Origin of the sequence: Pseudomonas viridiflava, assembly GCF_003702045.1 — a bacterium.
Classification (GTDB): Bacteria; Pseudomonadota; Gammaproteobacteria; order Pseudomonadales; family Pseudomonadaceae; genus Aquipseudomonas; species Aquipseudomonas viridiflava_C.
The window spans coordinates 650,414-666,382 of record NZ_RBTP01000012.1 but is presented as its reverse complement, the minus strand read 5'-3'; the positions used below and the strand labels follow the sequence as shown (position 1 = coordinate 666,382).

The 15,969-nt window shown below is 60.7% G+C and carries 12 protein-coding genes and 1 pseudogene; 5 read left to right on the top strand and 8 right to left on the bottom strand.

Annotated features, from left to right (window positions below; genetic code table 11):
- The first annotated feature begins 91 nt into the window (after window positions 1–91).
- The 3 genes and pseudogenes from ALP40_RS05115 to ALP40_RS26045 all read left to right on the top strand — a co-directional run bounded on the left by ALP40_RS05115 (window position 92) and on the right by ALP40_RS26045 (window position 4,006).
- Complete coding sequence (locus ALP40_RS05115; RefSeq protein ID WP_122207183.1) at window positions 92–1,717, top strand: NADP-dependent glyceraldehyde-3-phosphate dehydrogenase; 1,626 nt, start codon at window positions 92–94, stop codon at window positions 1,715–1,717.
- Window positions 1,718–2,008: 291 nt separating this feature from the next.
- A pseudogene (locus ALP40_RS26050) lies at window positions 2,009–3,097 on the top strand (cache domain-containing protein); the annotation flags it as partial.
- 63 nt (window positions 3,098–3,160) lie between these two features.
- On the top strand, window positions 3,161–4,006 hold the full coding sequence (locus tag ALP40_RS26045) for a methyl-accepting chemotaxis protein (protein WP_375139990.1): 846 nt from the start codon (window positions 3,161–3,163) through the stop codon (window positions 4,004–4,006).
- A gap of 494 nt (window positions 4,007–4,500) precedes the next feature.
- On the opposite strand, the gene ALP40_RS05100 is transcribed toward ALP40_RS26045, so the two are convergent.
- The 5 genes from ALP40_RS05100 to ALP40_RS05080 all read right to left on the bottom strand — a co-directional run bounded on the left by ALP40_RS05100 (window position 4,501) and on the right by ALP40_RS05080 (window position 11,083).
- A complete protein-coding gene (locus ALP40_RS05100) occupies window positions 4,501–5,343 on the bottom strand; it encodes an energy transducer TonB (protein ID WP_122207180.1) in 843 nt (280 codons plus the stop codon).
- The gene (gene tolR, locus ALP40_RS05095) at window positions 5,340–5,786 is read right to left on the bottom strand and encodes a protein TolR (RefSeq protein WP_122207179.1); all 447 of its coding nucleotides are present in this window, start codon (window positions 5,784–5,786) and stop codon (window positions 5,340–5,342) included. The genes ALP40_RS05100 and tolR overlap by 4 nt, the downstream gene beginning before the upstream one ends.
- Window positions 5,787–5,795: 9 nt before the next feature.
- Window positions 5,796–6,494 carry a protein TolQ gene (gene tolQ, locus ALP40_RS05090; RefSeq protein ID WP_122207178.1) on the bottom strand — a complete coding sequence of 233 codons (699 nt, stop codon included), beginning with the start codon at window positions 6,492–6,494 and terminating at the stop codon, window positions 5,796–5,798.
- An 87-nt stretch (window positions 6,495–6,581) separates the two neighbouring features.
- The gene (locus ALP40_RS05085; RefSeq protein WP_122207177.1) at window positions 6,582–8,504 is read right to left on the bottom strand and encodes a phytase; all 1,923 of its coding nucleotides are present in this window, start codon (window positions 8,502–8,504) and stop codon (window positions 6,582–6,584) included.
- Between the two features lie 62 nt (window positions 8,505–8,566).
- The gene (locus ALP40_RS05080) at window positions 8,567–11,083 is read right to left on the bottom strand and encodes a TonB-dependent receptor (protein ID WP_122207176.1); all 2,517 of its coding nucleotides are present in this window, start codon (window positions 11,081–11,083) and stop codon (window positions 8,567–8,569) included.
- 391 nt (window positions 11,084–11,474) lie between these two features.
- Between ALP40_RS05080 and ALP40_RS05075 the strand changes: the two genes are divergently transcribed.
- Both ALP40_RS05075 and ALP40_RS05070 read left to right on the top strand, forming a co-directional pair.
- Window positions 11,475–12,389: a GGDEF domain-containing protein gene (locus tag ALP40_RS05075; protein WP_122207175.1), complete on the top strand. Its 915-nt coding sequence runs from the start codon at window positions 11,475–11,477 to the stop codon at window positions 12,387–12,389.
- A gap of 8 nt (window positions 12,390–12,397) precedes the next feature.
- Complete coding sequence (locus tag ALP40_RS05070) at window positions 12,398–13,435, top strand: AraC family transcriptional regulator (protein WP_122207174.1); 1,038 nt, start codon at window positions 12,398–12,400, stop codon at window positions 13,433–13,435.
- Here the strand turns inward: ALP40_RS05070 and ALP40_RS05065 are convergent.
- Genes ALP40_RS05065 through ALP40_RS05055 form a run of 3 tightly spaced genes read right to left on the bottom strand, consistent with a single transcriptional unit; the run spans window position 13,422 to window position 15,606 of the window.
- Window positions 13,422–14,138 carry a response regulator transcription factor gene (locus ALP40_RS05065; RefSeq protein ID WP_122207173.1) on the bottom strand — a complete coding sequence of 239 codons (717 nt, stop codon included), beginning with the start codon at window positions 14,136–14,138 and terminating at the stop codon, window positions 13,422–13,424. The two genes, ALP40_RS05070 and ALP40_RS05065, sit on opposite strands and share 14 nt — an antisense overlap.
- 20 nt (window positions 14,139–14,158) lie before the next feature.
- Window positions 14,159–14,998, bottom strand: a complete 840-nt coding sequence (locus ALP40_RS05060) for a phosphatase PAP2 family protein (protein ID WP_122207172.1) — start codon at window positions 14,996–14,998, stop codon at window positions 14,159–14,161.
- Entirely contained in the window at window positions 14,995–15,606 is a 612-nt protein-coding gene (locus ALP40_RS05055; RefSeq protein WP_122207438.1) for a histidine phosphatase family protein, read from the bottom strand. The genes ALP40_RS05060 and ALP40_RS05055 overlap by 4 nt, the downstream gene beginning before the upstream one ends.
- Window positions 15,607–15,969: the final 363 nt, after the last annotated feature.

Genomic DNA, 15,969 nt, shown 5'->3' with positions numbered 1-15,969 from the left:
TCACTCGTCGCAAGACGGGTTCATCACCGCACATCAGGTGGCGTAGTGTATTTGCCCGTTCCCTGACGCAACCCATTTCGAGGTGAAACCGATGCCCCTGAATAGCCATCTTGAAACGCTATTCCCCACTGCGGACAGTATTCCCGAACAGTACCGCCCGGGGCCGCCCATCGAACAGCGCGACTATCTGGTTGGCGGTCAATTGCTGACCTGGAATGGTCCGTTGGCACCTGTGCGCAGCCCGGTGTGTATCAGAAGCAGCATGGGGCTGGAGCCTGTGATGCTGGGCAGCACGCCCTTGCTGGATGCCGCCACTGCGATGACCGCACTCGACGCCGCCGTTAGCGCTTGGGACAGGGGCCAGGGTCGCTGGCCGACGATGCGGGTGGCCGAGCGTATTCAGCATGTCGAGACGTTTCTCAAGCGCATGCGGGAGCAGCGTACGGCGGTGGTCAACCTGCTGATGTGGGAGATCGGCAAGAACCTCAAAGACTCGGAAAAAGAGTTCGATCGCACCTGCGACTACATCGTCGACACCATCAATGCGCTGAAGGAACTCGACCGTCGTTCCAGTCGATTTGAGCTGGAGCAGGACACCCTGGGGCAGATCCGCAGGGTGCCGTTGGGCGTTACGTTGTGCATGGGGCCTTACAACTATCCGCTGAACGAGACGTTCACCACGCTCATTCCAGCGCTGATCATGGGCAACACCGTGGTGTTCAAGCCCGCCAAATTCGGCGTTCTGCTGATTCGCCCGCTGCTGGAGGCCTTCCGGGACAGCTTTCCGGCCGGGGTCATCAATGTGATCTACGGCAGCGGTCGCGATACGGTGAGCGCATTGATGGCCAGCGGCATGATCGATGTGTTCGCATTCATCGGCACCAACAGAGCCGCCAGCGAACTGAAAAGACTGCACCCGCGCCCTCACCGCTTGCGCGCCGCGTTGGGCCTGGACGCCAAGAATCCAGGCATCGTCCTGCCTGATGTGGACCTGGATAACGCGGTCAGCGAAGCGGTTACCGGCTCGCTGTCCTTCAATGGCCAGCGCTGCACGGCCTTGAAAATCTTCTTCGTGCATGAGGATGTGGTGGACAGCTTCCTGGAGAAATTCGAGCAGAAGCTGGCCCGGCTCAAGCCCGGCATGCCTTGGGAAGATGGCGTGGCACTGACGCCCCTGCCCGAGCCCGGCAAGACGGATTACCTGCAAGGGCTGGTGGCCGACGCGCTCGGCAAAGGTGCAAAGATCATCAATAACAATGGCGCGCTGGTCAGCGAGTCGTTCTTCTACCCTGCTCTGCTGTACCCCGTCACACCCGAAATGCGCGTTTATCACGAAGAACAATTCGGTCCGGTGGTCCCCGTCGTCTCTTACCGTGACCTGAACAGCGTGATCAATTACGTACTGGATTCGGACTTCGGCCAGCAATTGAGCATTTTCGGAAACGACTCGGCGCAGGTTGGGCGGTTGGTGGATGCGTTCGCCAATCAGGTCGGCCGAATCAACCTCAACGCCCAATGCCAGCGCGGCCCGGACAAATACCCGTTCAATGGGCGCAAGAACTCGGCCGAGGGCACCCTGTCGGTTCACGACGCCTTACGCGTATTCTCCATCCGCACGCTGGTCGCAACGAAGTTTCAGGAGAGCAACAAGCAACTGGTCAGCGACATCATTCGCAACCGGGAGTCGAGCTTCCTGACGACGGACTACATTTTTTGACCGGTCTACCTGGCGCGCACCGCTCAGGCGGCGTGCGCCTTCTGACGTGATCGAAAAGGGGTTGACACTTGTAACCCGCAGGCGATGACGCACATCCAAGGTGTTCATGAGGAAAGCTGGACGTCTTGACTGCGAGTGCTGACACGATAACGCCGTCGTCGGCAACCGGCCAACCCCTGTTAAAAGCCATCGTCACACGACCAGAATGTGGCGCTTTCGCCCTATCAAGAAATACCTCGCGATGCCGACACCTCGGCAACACAGCTTTCCTCTCGCGCAGGTATAACAATAATGGCCACGCTCAAGACCGTTCAGGCACGCTACACCGCTACATTCATAGGCTTCATGGCGCTGGTCATCATGCTCACGGTGTATGGCATCGGCCAGTTCGTGACACCCCAACTGACCGCCAACGATGAAAACATGCTGACCGTCAAGGCAGCGGATATCAGCAACGAAATCAAGACCGAGCTGGCCCGTGTTCAGGCACAGGCGAGGGTCATCACCGAGATCGTGCCGCAGTTGTCCAGCGACGACATCGACCGGCTGCTGCCCTTCATGGTCAACCAGTATGGCGAGGCCAAGGTATTTGGCGGCGGTATCTGGCCGTTGCCCGAGGTACGCACGCCCGGCCGCGCCAAACACAGCACCTTCTACCACCGCGATGCGTCCGGCAAACTGATCGTCAATACCCACTGGAACTCGCCTGAATCGCTCAATTATTTCGAGCAGGGCTGGCACAAGGGTGGCTTGAATTCCCCGGCCGGTCAGTGCGCCTGGGCACCGGCCTATCAGGACGCGGCCAGCCCCGAGCCACGCACCAACTGCGCGATGGCCATCACCAAGGATGGCAAGCCGTGGGGCGTGTCGACCATCGACGTGACGCTGGGCTTCTTCAACCAGTTGGTCGAAGCCAAGGAGCGTGAAGTCAACGGCCGGATCATGATCATCGAAGCCGATGGCAAGATCCTCTCCAACGTGCCGGGCAGCAACGACAAAATCGTGCTGCGTAACATCTCCGAACTCGCAGGTCAGTCGCCGTTCATCAACGGCATCAAGTCGGCGCTCGCCCTCAAGAGCGGCGGCACCACCCGCCTGACCTACGAGAACAGCGATGGCGAAGAATCGACCCTGTTCCTCATGCCGGTCGTCGGCACGCCCTGGCTGCTGGCCGTCTCGCAGAACACCGCGCTGCTGAAAACCCAGAGCGAAACGGTGCTCAAGGCCCTGGCCTGGCTGCAGATTCCGATGGTGCTTGTGCTGCTGGTGCTGATGATCGTTGCCCTGGGTGCGCTGATGAAGCGCCTCGCAGTACTCAAGACCAATATCGATACGCTGTCGGCCGGTGACGCTGACCTGACCCGCCGCATTGCGGTAAAAGGCCAGGATGAAGTCGATCAGGTCGGCGAGTCCGTCAACCGCTTCGTTGCTTACCTGCAACGCATGATGGTCGAGGTCAGCACGACCACCGGCGACATCGCCATCGGCATCGAGCAACTGCGCAGTCAGGCAGGCACGACCAACGCCATTCTGGTGCGCCACGCCAACGAAACCGATCAGGCGGTGACGGCGATCACCGAGATGTCCTCCACGGCTGATGAAGTCGCACGCAGCGCCGCGCAGACCGCCAGCTTCACCCAGTCCGCCAACGAAAACGCGCAAGTGTCCAAGACGGTGGTGTCCGACGCGTCGGACAGCGTGAATGCGCTGATCAGCGAAGTGGATTCGGCTACCAGCAAAGTGCAGTCGATGGAGCAGGACGCCAAGCGCATCAACGCAGTGCTGGCCGTGATCGGCGAAATCGCCGGACAGACCAACCTGCTGGCACTGAACGCAGCGATCGAAGCCGCACGTGCGGGCGAACAGGGCCGTGGTTTCGCCGTCGTGGCCGACGAAGTACGCGCCCTCGCGGCCCGCACCCAGGCCAGCACCTCGGAAATCAACGAAATGCTGAACAGCCTGCAACAAGGTGTCAGCGCTGCCGTCGCCGCGATGGAAAAAACCCGCCAGAGCTGTCAGGCCACAGCAGGCAAGACCACCGCCGTCACCGCCGGGCTGGACGACATGACCAGCTCGGTACTGCGCATCAACGACCTGAGCACTCAGATCGCGACGGCCGCCGAAGAGCAGAGCGCAGTGTCCGAAGAAATCAGCCGCAACATCATCGCGGTCAAGCACATCGTGGAAGAACTGGTCGAAGGTGGCTCCAGCAACGAACGCAGCACCGCGGCACTGGCAGAGTCCAACACGCGATTGATTGCGCTGGTCAGGCGTTTCAAGGTGAGTTGATCCAGGAGTCAGTCCGGAGTGTTTCGTGAACACGCGAAACACTCTGGGCTCATGCTGACAGCTAATCTGTAACCTGTGCTGTCTCGCTGCGAACATCGGACTGCGGCAGTCGGCTTGCCAGCAATGTGATTGTCCTGACACACCGCGTTGCCCTCATCGCGGGCAAGCCCTTTCTTATCGAACGACCTGTAAGCCGCTGAATAAACGCGATTTGGTGGGAGCGGACTTGTCCGCGAATACCGTATTTCAGTCGATAAACATCCATCGGACGTACAGGCTTTTTCGCGGACAAGTCCGCTCCCACCAAGTTTGCTGCGCAACAGCGCTACGTCGAAGACAAGATGGTGCCTCTCACAAAAAATCGCGTCTATTCAGCGTCTGGGATTGTTTGCCGTATCGCTGCCCGGCGGCGAACAAACAACGGTGGGAGGCGGCTTGCCGGCGATGCGTTCGACGTGGTGTCAGCAACAGGGTCGCATCCGCGCCTTCCCCCGCTATTTGATCCGATAATGAAACGTGTTTTTCACCCCGGACACCGTCACCGGTTTGCCGTCGACGATGCGTGGCTGATAGCGAAACGTCTCGGCGGCTGCCACTGACGGACGCATGAACAATGGGTGACAAGCGCCCTGCACCTGCGGGTTGACGACACGACCTTGGGGCGAGACGTCATAAATTACGGTGCAGTCGCCTTCGATGCCTTTGTCCAGCGCACGCTCGGGATAATCCGGTGCCTCCTTGCTCAAGGGCTGATACTGACTGCTGTCGGCAGCGGCGGACTGTTGCGACGGGCGGGCGCGGTCGGCGGACTGCCTGGCTTGTTCGGCTTGCTGACGCTGCTGCTCGGCAAGGCGCTGCTGGTCCTGCAGCTTCTGCTGCTCGACCCGTTGCTGCTGCTCGATCACCTTCTTCTGCTGCTGCTCGTGACGGCGCTCTTCGAGGTCGTGTTTCTGCTCCTCGACGCGCTTGCGTGCCAGTGCCGCCTGTTCGATCTGCCGCGCCTGTCGGTGCGTGTCCGGCTGCGGTGCGGGCACTTCAACGGGTTTCGAGATCGGTTCGGGCGTGGCAACCGGTGCAGCCACCTGAACAGGTTCGACGACCGGCTCCGGTGATGGCGCGACGGGTACCGGTGCAGGCGGCAGAATCAACAACTGCGTGGTCATGGTTTTCACAGGCTCTGGCAGCTTCCGCTCGGCGACCCACCCTTGCATCAGCGCCGCCAGCACAATGGCATGCACACCCAGCGCAGCGGCCACTGCCAGCCCATGACTGCGCCACCGAGGCCCGTTCAACACACCGATTCGGGTGCCCGGATGCTGAAGCGCCATAGCGGTCATTGCGGGGCCTCGGTCACCAGTCCCAACTGTGTAACGCCGCTGTGCTGCAAGGCCGCCATTGCCGCAACCACACGCCCGTAATCGGCCTTGTCATCGGCGCGAATGAACACCTGAGTATCCGGACGCTCGGTCACCAGTTGTGCGATGCGGCTCTGCATGTCCTCAAGGCTCGCGGCTGTGTCGGTCTGCGCATGGGTGTCGACGGTGTCGCCCAGGTTCCAGTAATAGCCGCCTTTAGCCTTGACCGACAGGGTCACGATGCGCTGTTGGGTATCACTGGCAAGCGCCTCGCTGGCGACTTTGGGCAGCTCGATCTTCACACCTTGGGTGAGCATCGGTGCCGTGACCATAAAGATCACCAGCAGCACCAACATCACGTCGATATAGGGCACCACGTTCATTTCGGCTTTCGGGCCGTGTTTGCGTTGCGGTTTGACCAGCATGGCAAGTCCTCAGGCCGCTGCGGCGATCGTGCGTGGTGTGGCCTGCAGGATGCGGTTCAGACGCACCTGCAATTCGTTGCCAAAGCTGTAGTAACGCGCTGACAGCGTATGGCCGCGCGCGGCAAAGCGGTTGTAGGCGATGACCGCAGGAATTGCCGCAAACAGGCCGATGGCCGTGGCGATCAACGCTTCAGCGATGCCTGGCGCGACAGTGGACAACGTCGCCTGTTGCACCTGCGACAGCCCGATGAAGGCATTCATGATCCCCCAGACCGTGCCGAACAGGCCGATGTAAGGGCTGACCGAGCCGACCGTGGCAAGAAATTGCAGGCCTTTTTCCAATTGCAATTCCTGCTCGCTGATCGCCACCTGCAAAGAACGCTCGACACCCGACAACACGGCCTCCGGTTCGGCACCGGGACGCTGCTTGAGCTGAACGTACTCGGCGTAACCGGCGCGAAATACCTGGCCGACCCCATCGTCCTGATCCGGCTCGGCATACAGCGGCGTCAGATCGCCCTCACTTCGAAAACGCTGCTGAAAACGGTCCAGCGTGCGCTCGTAATGACGCAACGCAAGGCTGCGCTGGATGATCAGATACCAACTGAGCAACGACGCCAGCAGCAGGGTCACCATCACCGCCTTGACCAGCAGGCTGGCATCACTGATCAGGCTCCACAAGGTCATGTGTTCCAGGGTTGCGTGCATCGGTCTTTCCTCGTCTTGCAGTGCCGTCCGGTTGCGGTCGGCACGCGGGATGAATCGACTGTCTATCACCGTTCGATGACAAACGACTTACGGCAGCGACAGGGTTTTCACCACATCGGCCCAGGGTACGAATTTGAAGTTCTGCGCCTGTTCGGGCATGCGCTTGCGACCGTCCTGCACCACCAGCATGCCGCGGCTCCACGCACCGCCCAGGTTGACCGACGTCACCTCGATGCCATCGGTTTCAGAGCTGCCGTCGATCCCGGCACGGGCATTGAGCCCGACCCTAAACGCGCCGCGCAGCGCATACGGCGGCTCGGCATCCACCACCACGTAGCTGTCATTGCCCTGACTGGACATCACCAAATAGTCGTGCCGTTCGCTCTGGTAAAACGCCAGCCCCTCGACATCGGCGTGCAGCACGTCGCCGACCTTGATCACGCTGGACAGCGTCACAGGCTGATCGGCGCGGGCATCCACTTCCCAGACACCCACGTCCTCCTCCCCCAGGAACAGGCGTTGACGCTGGTCATCCGCGACACAGCCTTCCGGCTGAGTCTCGACCTTGAAGCGACGCACCAACTCGCCCTGCGCCTTGCCGTTCGGCGCGCTCAGGCGGTACTGCAGAAAGCTGCCGTCCTTACCGTTGGCGAAGGCATACAGCTCGCCACTGGCAGGCTTGAACAGGCAGACGCCGTAGATTTCTGCCAATGGCGTCGGGATCTCCCCCGCTTCACGCAGTTCGCCGGTTGCTCGGTCGATGCTGAAGAGACTCAGGCTGTTGCGATCACGGTTACTGGCCACCGCCAGATCGACATTGCGCTTGCCGAGCATGAAGCCGGGACGCACATCGACGTTGTTCAAGCGCCCTACTGGCAGCGACTGTAATTGCTTGCCCTTGAGGTCATACACCAGCAGGCCCTGTTTCTTATTGGTGCCCAGCACTCGGCTCAATGCCGTTGTCTGGGGATGGACCCAGATTGCCGGGTCATCGGCGGCATCGCCCTGGCGAGCCACCGGTTGGGTCTGCGCCACTGGCAATACGCCGGGCAAGGCCGCCTGGACGGGAAACGGTGTCGGCGTCCAGCCCAGCGCGCCCTCATACAGCCGCTCACCGTCGTTGTCATTGACCAGCAATTGGAGGCCTTGCTTACCCTGATTCACCGACAGCCCTTCGGGCTTTTTCAGGTTCATCAGCGACAGTTCGCCCACCGGCGTCCAGCCCTGTGCCTGCTGTTGATAGAGGTGCAGCGCCTTGCCCTTGGGGTCCAGCGCCAGCAAACCGCCGGGTACAATCGCCATCGCACCGGCGGCCTGTTTGATGTCGCCGAACGGCTCGCGCAGTGCTACCGGCTGGCGAGCAACGTGAGCCTCGGGATGCGCCGGATAGGCCCACCAGCCGATGTTCTGTTCGTTGACATACAACTGATGCGCGGCGTCGTCGACCTGACAGAACTCGGCATTGGGCGGCAGCGGCAGATGGCGCACCAGACGCGGCGCATCATTGAGCTGATCGCCCGCCCCCACCAGCCACTGTTCGCCCTTGCCCTCCTCGCCGACCAGAAACACGAACAGGTTGCTGGCCTCGTCGCGGTAAAGGCACAGCCCGGTGACCGAATAGTCACGGACCGGCACATACACAGGTTTCGACCAAGTGTGTTTGTCAGCATCGAGCCGGGTCAGCATCGCCTGCTGCCGAGCATTGTCCAGCGTCGAGACCAGCACCTGGGAACCCGAAGCGCGGCTGTCCAGCCCTTGAAAAGAGCCCGGCCATTGCGCCACTTGACGCCCCTGCGCATCGAGCATCAACAGGCCGTTTTTTATGCTCGCCGCCAGACGCTGCGTGCCGTCACTGCCTGGCAGAAAGGCCAGTGAGTGCGCCTTGAAGGGCTCGTTTTCGGCCCAGCGCGTCAGGTTCAGGTCCAGCGGCGGCGAGGCCTGCACTGCCGAAGCCATCAGACCCGAGAGCAATGCCAGGCAAAAGGTCTTGGGTAACACCGAAATCATCATCAACGGTCGAATCCTTGAATGAGCCGCACGACAGCGCCGCCACGACGGCGCGGTCGAATTGATCAGAAGTGGGTAAAGGTCAGACCGACCTTGTACGTCGGGCCGTACTCTTCGTACTGGCCGTTGTAGGCGCGGTGGCCGCTGTACACGAAGTACGGCTGGTCGGTGAGGTTCTGCGCCTCGAAGCTGACCTTGAGGTTCTTGGTCAGCGAATAGCGGGCGCTGAAATCGACGAAGGTCTGCGCGTCGACGTACTGGTCGTGGTCCTTGTCGCCAATCGCGGCGAGTTCGTAGAGGTAGGCCGATTTGTAGTTGGCCGACAGACGCAGACTGAGCGTGTCGTTCTCCCAGCCAAGCATCACGTTGCCCACGGTTTTCGATTGGCTCGGCAGGTCGATATCGCGCTTGCGGTTGGTGCCGGTGCTTTGGTCAAAACCGTTGATGCTGGCATCGGAGCGGCTCAAGGTGGCGTTCGCGCCCAGCAGCAAACCGTTCCAGGGCGCAGGCAGCCAGTCGAGCTTCTGTGAGTACGCCAGTTCAAGACCGTACAGCTTGGCCTTGTCGCCGTTGGCGAAGGTGTTGGCTTCGGAGAAGTTCGCCCATTGACCGGTGCCAGCCAGGTCAGTGTTGTAGACGAAGTTCTGAATGTCCTTGTAAAACACGAACGCCGATACCGTACCGGCACGGCCCATGAAGTGCTCGATGCCCAGGTCCAGGTTGCTGGATTCCAGCGGCTTGAGCTGCGGGTTGCCAAACGAGGCTTCGTCGTCATCGATCACGAAACCGGGTGCCAGTTGCCCGAAGGTCGGGCGTACCACCGTCTTGGTCCAGGCGGCACGCACCTGGGTGTTCTTGTCCACCTGATAACGCGCATGCAGGCCGGGTAACCAGTGGTGATAACGGCGCTCGGTGTCGCTGGTTTCGAACTGCCCGTCGCGCACGCCGGTGCCTTTGGCATTCATCTCGGTGCCTTCGTAACGCAGCCCGGCGATGAAGCGCCATTTGTCGACATCCAGCGTATTCATGAAGTAACCGGCGTTGATGTCTTCGCTGATGCCGAAGTCGTTGGCGCGGGATTCCGCCGGGTCGTAAGCAGTGGCTGCATCCAGGCCGCCAATCAGCCCCTTGACTGCGCCAGGGCTGATGCCGCTGCCGAAGTTGCCCAGCCGATAGTCGATGTTGCCCTTCTGGAAGCGCGTCAGGCTCAGTTGATCGTCGCTCAGCCCCTGATCGTCGAAGTCCTGATATTTCCAGACCTCAAGGTCATTGGTCTTGTCGCGTCGACTGACCTTGCCACCAAACTTGAATTGCGAGGCGTAGCCGCTGAAGTCGTAGTCGCGGGCCAGGTCCAGACGCAGGTTCTTTTCCGTGTCCTTGGTGTACTGCCTTTCCCAATCAACTTTGTCCAGGGTGAAACTGGAATTGTCGTAAAACGCCGGGCTGACGATGGGCCGTGGCTTGTCGCGGTCATAAAACCCCGTCTCGGCAAAATCATCATTGCCGGTGAAGGTCGCTCCGGCGATGTGGGCCGGGCTGTCTTCACTGGACTCGCTGTAACCGGCCTGACCGCTGAGGGTCCACAGCCCGAGCATGCGTTCTCCGCCGAACACGTAGGATTTGATTTCCTGGGTTTCGGTGCGCGCTTTCAACTTGCGCGTGCCTTCGGCATCGCCGGTCTGACCTGCGGCCTGCGCGTCGGCGAACTCGAAGCCGTTCGTGGTACGGACTTCATCGTCCTTGAAGCGGCTGTACAGCGTGCGCAGGTAATATTTGCTCACGTCGTCAGGTTTGTAATCGAAGTTAAGGCCGCCACCGGCGCGTTCGCGGCTGATGTCGTAGTCGCGCTGCTCGAACTCCTGCAAACGCACGCCGTCCCACGCCCCGCCTGTCTCGACGTTGTCGGAACCGAAATCACGCTTTTGCCAGCTCAGCGCCGCCGCAACGCCAAAATTGTCGATACCGTCACCGAGACTGAACCGGTTGCTTGCCGCGCCGGAAAACTTCGGGCTGGTCTGACGGGTGTTCTTGTCGTAGCTGGCCTCGCTGCTGCCGGTATAGAACAGCCCCTTGTGATCGAACGCCGACAGGCTTTCGACATCCACCGTGCCGCCCAGCGAGTTGGCGTCCATGTCTGGCGTGAGGGTCTTAATCACCGACAGCGACTGCACCAGTTCGGCCGGCAGCACGTCCAGCGCCACGGCGCGGCGACCGCTTTCCGGAGCAGGCACCAGCGTGCCGTTGATGGTCACGCTGTTGAGGTCCGGCGCCAGGCCGCGCACCGTCACAAAGCGTCCCTCGCCCTGGTCGCGTTCCACACTGATGCCCGGCAAACGCTGCACCGCTTCGGCAACGTTCTGGTCGGGCAACTGCGCCACGCCGTCGGCATGCACCACGCTCTTGATGCTGTCGGCGCTGCGTTGCTCCTTGAGGGCGTTGTCGATGCTCGCTGCCTGTCCCACCACCTGGACGTGCTCGGTGGCGTCTGTTTCAGCGGCCTGCAATCGCTCACCGGCAATCGCCAGTGCCAGCCCGCTGAAGGTAAAGCCAACCAGTTGAGCCCTGCTGCGGCGCATGTACATGTGAGTCCTCCCAGAATCCCGACGGGCCAGGCAAATCGGCCCGGCAACTGGAGGCGCACGCTAGAGTCGCGCAATGACGGTTCTGTGACAGGCGCGTCGCTGACAGGGCGTAAAGGCGGTTTTCAGTAGGCTCTGCGACGGGAAATGAGCTGATTTGACCTCGGCAAGAGACTGGGCGAGAGCACAACCCTCTCTGCCTGCCTGCCGTCACGGCGTGTTCAGCCCCTGAAAGTGCAGGCTGGCGAGTCCCGGCACGCATGGGTTCGACGAAATAACCTGCAACAGAGGTGAGCTGATTCGACCCTCAACCCGGAGCGGACAGGCGTCACGCAAGTGTCATGCGCATCTGTTTTGCTGGCCGACTATCAGCACTTCAGGAGTACCACTGGCCATGTTCAGGATCATCCAACCCCATCGCTGGAAGCTCGCTGTTCTGCTGATCGCGTCCAATCTCGGCCTGCTGGCGTTTTTGGCGTTTGGGGACATCAAGCACTTCAGCGAATGGCAGTGGCTGGACATCGTCGGCGAAGGCGGCTCAGCGCTGCTGTCCCTCGTGTGGCTGTTTTTGGTGTTCAAGAGCCGCCCGGCGGGACGGGTTACCAATTACCTGTCGATTGGCCTGAGTTGTGTGTTTTTTTCGTGGTGGATCGACGCACTGGATGAGTTCATCCGCCTACCCAGCGAGATCGAGTGGGACCACTGGCTGGAGTCCGGGCCAATGCCGGTCGGCCTGATTCTGCTGACCATCGGCATCTATCACTGGCACCGCGAACAGCTGGCGATCAGCGCCCAGATGGAAAAACGCGAGCGCGGCTTTCGCGAACATCGGCTGTACGACAAGCTCACGCCGCTGGGCAGCGCAGACTACCTGAAGCGCCAACTGGTATTGAGCCTTGAGCAGAGCGTCATCGAACAACAGCCGCTGTCTCTGATGGCCGTGGACATCGATAACTTCAGCGCCATCAACACGGCTTACGGACATGCCGAGGGCGACGAAGTGCTGTCCGCGTTAAGCCACCTGCTGGTGTTGAATCTGCGCCGTCAAGACCTTCTCTGCCGTCTGGCGGGTGACCGGTTCGTCGTGCTGCTGCCCCATACCGGAGAAAGCCAGGCCAGGCTGCTGGCGCTGGAATTGCAACAGGCGGTGGCCAGTCTGGCGCACAAGACCCGTCAGCAGGGTGAGCGGATTCATCTGTCGGCCAGCGTCGCGGTAGTCATGGCCATCAACGAGACACCGGACAACCTGCTCAGACGTCTGAACCTCTCGCTGGCACGGGCCAGACGCCCGCTGACCCGCACTGCGTGAGGCCTGCCGTGACCCTCAAAAGTGACTGGTACGAAGCCGACAGCCGCTTCATCTCTGGCCATTACCAGCCCGCCACGCTCATTGACCTGGCCCTGTCCCGGGGGCTGGACAGCCATCGCCTGCTGAAGGGCACCGGCTTGTTCTATGAAGATATTCTGGCAGGCAAGACGCGGCTCAGCCCGCAGCAATACGTTGTACTGATCGGCAATGCACAGCGGCAAATGGAAGCCGATGACACCAGTTTTCTGTTCGGCCAGCGCTTGTTCCCCGGCCACTATGGTGCCGCGAGCCACGCCTTGCGGCACGCGCAAAACCTGCATCAAGCGCTGAATATCCTGATTCACCAACGCGCCCTGCTCAGTCCGCTGCTGACGCCACGCCTGGAACTGGACGATCATTTTGTCTACCTGTACTGGCTGGACAGTTGCGGCGCAGGCGAGCAACAGGTGTTTCTGCTGGAGGCGACCATGACGTCGATCGTCGCCATGAGTCAGCAACTGAGTGGCGAGCGCCTGCCGTGGGAGTGCAGTTTCAACCATCCGGAGCCTCGCTACGTCGAGCAATACTGGGTGCATCTTGGCGAAACCACGGTGTTCGAACGCCCATTGGACATGATGCGTCTGCCCCGACAGTTTCTGACCCGTCCCTGGCCAGGCGCTTCACCCATCGCAGCCAGGGTTGCTCAACAGGAAGCGGTTGCGCAACTGGCCGCCCTTGGCATGTGCGCCAGTCTGCTGGACCGCCTGCATCAATACCTGACGGACACGGTGCGCGACGCGCCGTGCCTGGAGCAGGTGGCCCAGGCGTTCGCCATGAGCCCGGCGACCCTGAAGCGCAAGCTGCATAAACACGGCACCTGCTTTCAGGCCCGCAATGACTTGGCGCGCAAGCACGTCGCGCTGTTTCTGTATCAGATCAAAGGCATGAGCAATGAGGCGGTGGCCGAGTACTTGAACTTCAATGACCCGGCCAATTTTCGTCGCTCGTTCAAGCGCTGGACGGGCAGCACGCCGACCCTGATCCAGCGCCTGTTCAGCTTCGATTGAGCGACCGCGTGCCAGGCACGTCACCGACCACTCGCTGCTCGCACAGCTTATAGCCCAGACCGTGGGCGGTGTGCAGTAACGGAACGTCGAAGCCTTTGTCCAGTGTGCGCCTGAGGGTGTGGATGTTGCTGCGCAGGCTGTCGTTTTTGGGCGCATCCCGGCCCCACAGAATCTGCTCCAGCTCGACACGTTTGACGATGTGCGGGCTTTTGCGCATCAGCAATTCCAGCAGCTTCAGATTGGCCGGACTGAGTTTCAGCGGCAGACCGGCACGCGACACTTCCAGGGTGTCCAGATCGAAGACCAGATCGGCAACCACCATCAGGCGATTGTCCTTGCGCTGACGACGGCTGACCACCGCCTCGACCCTGGCCAGCACTTCAGACATGGCGAACGGTTTGGTGATGTAGTCGTCCGCGCCGACCTTGAAGCCCACTAACCGGTCCTCCAGTTCATCACGGGCGCTGAGCATGACAATCGCGACTTCCGATTGCGAATACTGCCGCAGGCTTCGGCAGATCTGGTTGCCGTCGATGCCGGGCAGCATGATGTCGAGGATGATCGCGTCGAAACGTTTCGAGGCCGCCAGATGCAGCCCACGCAGACCATCCAGCGCGCCCTCGACGGCGTGCCCTCTGAGCTCGAAAAATTCCAGCAGGTTATCGTGAATGTCAGGGTGATCTTCAATGACCAGAATATTCATGGCGGCGCGTTCCTGTTCGTCTACCTGACCAGCCCTGAGCCTGCGAGAGCAGACGTGCGCTCATGTGCCTCATGCACGGGCTGCTGCAACCTGGAGCGCCCATAGAAACACAGCGCGACCAGCAGCGTACTCAGCCACACGACGAGCCCGGCCCAGAAGGTGTGCGACATGAAATGCCAGCCCTGCAGCACGCGGGTGGTGCCATACATCATGCCCAGCAGGAGCACCCCGATCAGCAGGCGATTGGAATGCACCCAGCGATAGCGACGGGCAACGAAGTACAGTGCCAACAGACTGAACCCGCTCGACGCATGCCCCCCTGGCCAGCAACGCCCTGCCCCGGCCTCATGCAACAGGTTGAAATTGCGGAACCACTCCAAATGAGCCTGCGCTCCGCCATACAGCGTAGTTTCGACCGGGCAATAAATACTGGTGTGGCTCTTGAGGAAATGGATCATTCCGGTGCTCAAGGCAAACGCGACGACCACGAACAAAAAATCCAGCCGATAACGACTGAAGAACTGCAACGGCGCTGCACCCCGCGTGCGGCTGACCCATCGCGTCAGGCGGGCATTCGGACGGTATTGCAGCGCGGGCCAGACGAACGACAGCAACGTGCCGATGATCGCAAACTCGCCTGTCCAGTTCGGAATGATCCGCGCCCAGTTGTGGGTGATCTTTTCGAACAGATGGCTTTCTCCGATGGGGAAATGGCCTGCCACCGGATCGAAAAGCAGGTTGCTGATCATGATGTCCAGTCGGGTCAGGTCGAAGGTGACGAACACCAACAGGCCGAACAGCAAAGGGAACGCCAGATTGTTGCGGTAGAAGGTGTAACGGGCGCTGGCGGGTGTCTTCAATTCATTTGCTCGCTGTCAAGGTCTGCCCATTGCCTGGCATTCAGGGATCCGAGGATTTTGGGTGTATGTATGCCGTCCACTTGCACGAATACGGCTTGAGCGTAAGCGCTGGACCGCTCATTGAAGGGCACGCCCAGTTTGCGTTCGAACTGGTCGATACAGCCGCTGTGGGTGACCAAAATCAAGTTTTCGCCTTTGACCTTGTGGGCTTGCACCGCCTTGTTGAAACCGCCGTTGCAGTCGTTGGGCCAGGCTTCATTGGCGACGGCGTGCCCGGATATCAGGTCGGCGGTCTGCTGGGTGCGCATTCTTGGGCTGGTGATCATCCGGGCATTGACGAACCCGAGCCGTCTCAGGCCCTCGCCTACCGCCAAGGCCGCCTCACTGCCCTTGAGCGTAATGCCCTGGGCATCCGCCATGCAGGGATTGGTCGAGCGATCACAGCGTTCCGCATGGCGGATCATGACCACCACCTCGCCCTGTTTCCAGCGCGCATAGAGGCCTGACTTCTTCAACATGCCACTGGCACCCAGATCGGCGACATGGGTGGCCTTGAACGCGGTCATGAACCAGACACCGACGGCGGCGATGGCCACCACGACAAGCATCAGTGCAATTTGGCGATTGGTTAACAACGGAGTGCCGTTTCTCCATCTGGAAAACCAGAACCTGTTTATGGACCCATCTCTGCCGGTTGAACTGCGTGCCACAGGGCCGCTCCTGTACTGGACTTCAGCGTGATTTCAGTTGCGGCCAAGATAGGGTCGGTTTCGTGCGGGTACGGTGAAGAAGATGTGAAAAAGACGTTGTGGTTGCCAACGGATGCACGTTGCACATGCCCTCTCATGCACGGCACACGCCATGCCCCACGGGGCTTTCAGGCACATCGCCGCCCCTCACAGTTAACTGTTCCACAGCGGCGTGAAACTTATTTTAGGTTGCTCATGAATCCGTGCGACTGCCCGTCCTTG

What these genes read in the sequence shown, in the direction of transcription:
- tolR (WP_122207179.1), bottom strand. Translation starts at nt 5,786, where the DNA reads ATGCTGGTCAAACCGCAACGCAAACACGGCCCGAAAGCCGAAATGAAC.
- ALP40_RS05055 (WP_122207438.1), bottom strand. Translation starts at nt 15,606, where the DNA reads ATGCTTGTCGTGGTGGCCATCGCCGCCGTCGGTGTCTGGTTCATGACC.
- ALP40_RS05075 (WP_122207175.1), top strand. Translation starts at nt 11,475, where the DNA reads ATGTTCAGGATCATCCAACCCCATCGCTGGAAGCTCGCTGTTCTGCTG.
- ALP40_RS05085 (WP_122207177.1), bottom strand. Translation starts at nt 8,504, where the DNA reads ATGATGATTTCGGTGTTACCCAAGACCTTTTGCCTGGCATTGCTCTCG.
- ALP40_RS05115 (WP_122207183.1), top strand. Translation starts at nt 92, where the DNA reads ATGCCCCTGAATAGCCATCTTGAAACGCTATTCCCCACTGCGGACAGT.
- ALP40_RS05100 (WP_122207180.1), bottom strand. Translation starts at nt 5,343, where the DNA reads ATGACCGCTATGGCGCTTCAGCATCCGGGCACCCGAATCGGTGTGTTG.
- ALP40_RS05080 (WP_122207176.1), bottom strand. Translation starts at nt 11,083, where the DNA reads ATGTACATGCGCCGCAGCAGGGCTCAACTGGTTGGCTTTACCTTCAGC.
- tolQ (WP_122207178.1), bottom strand. Translation starts at nt 6,494, where the DNA reads ATGCACGCAACCCTGGAACACATGACCTTGTGGAGCCTGATCAGTGAT.
- ALP40_RS26045 (WP_375139990.1), top strand. Translation starts at nt 3,161, where the DNA reads ATGATGGTCGAGGTCAGCACGACCACCGGCGACATCGCCATCGGCATC.
- ALP40_RS05065 (WP_122207173.1), bottom strand. Translation starts at nt 14,138, where the DNA reads ATGAATATTCTGGTCATTGAAGATCACCCTGACATTCACGATAACCTG.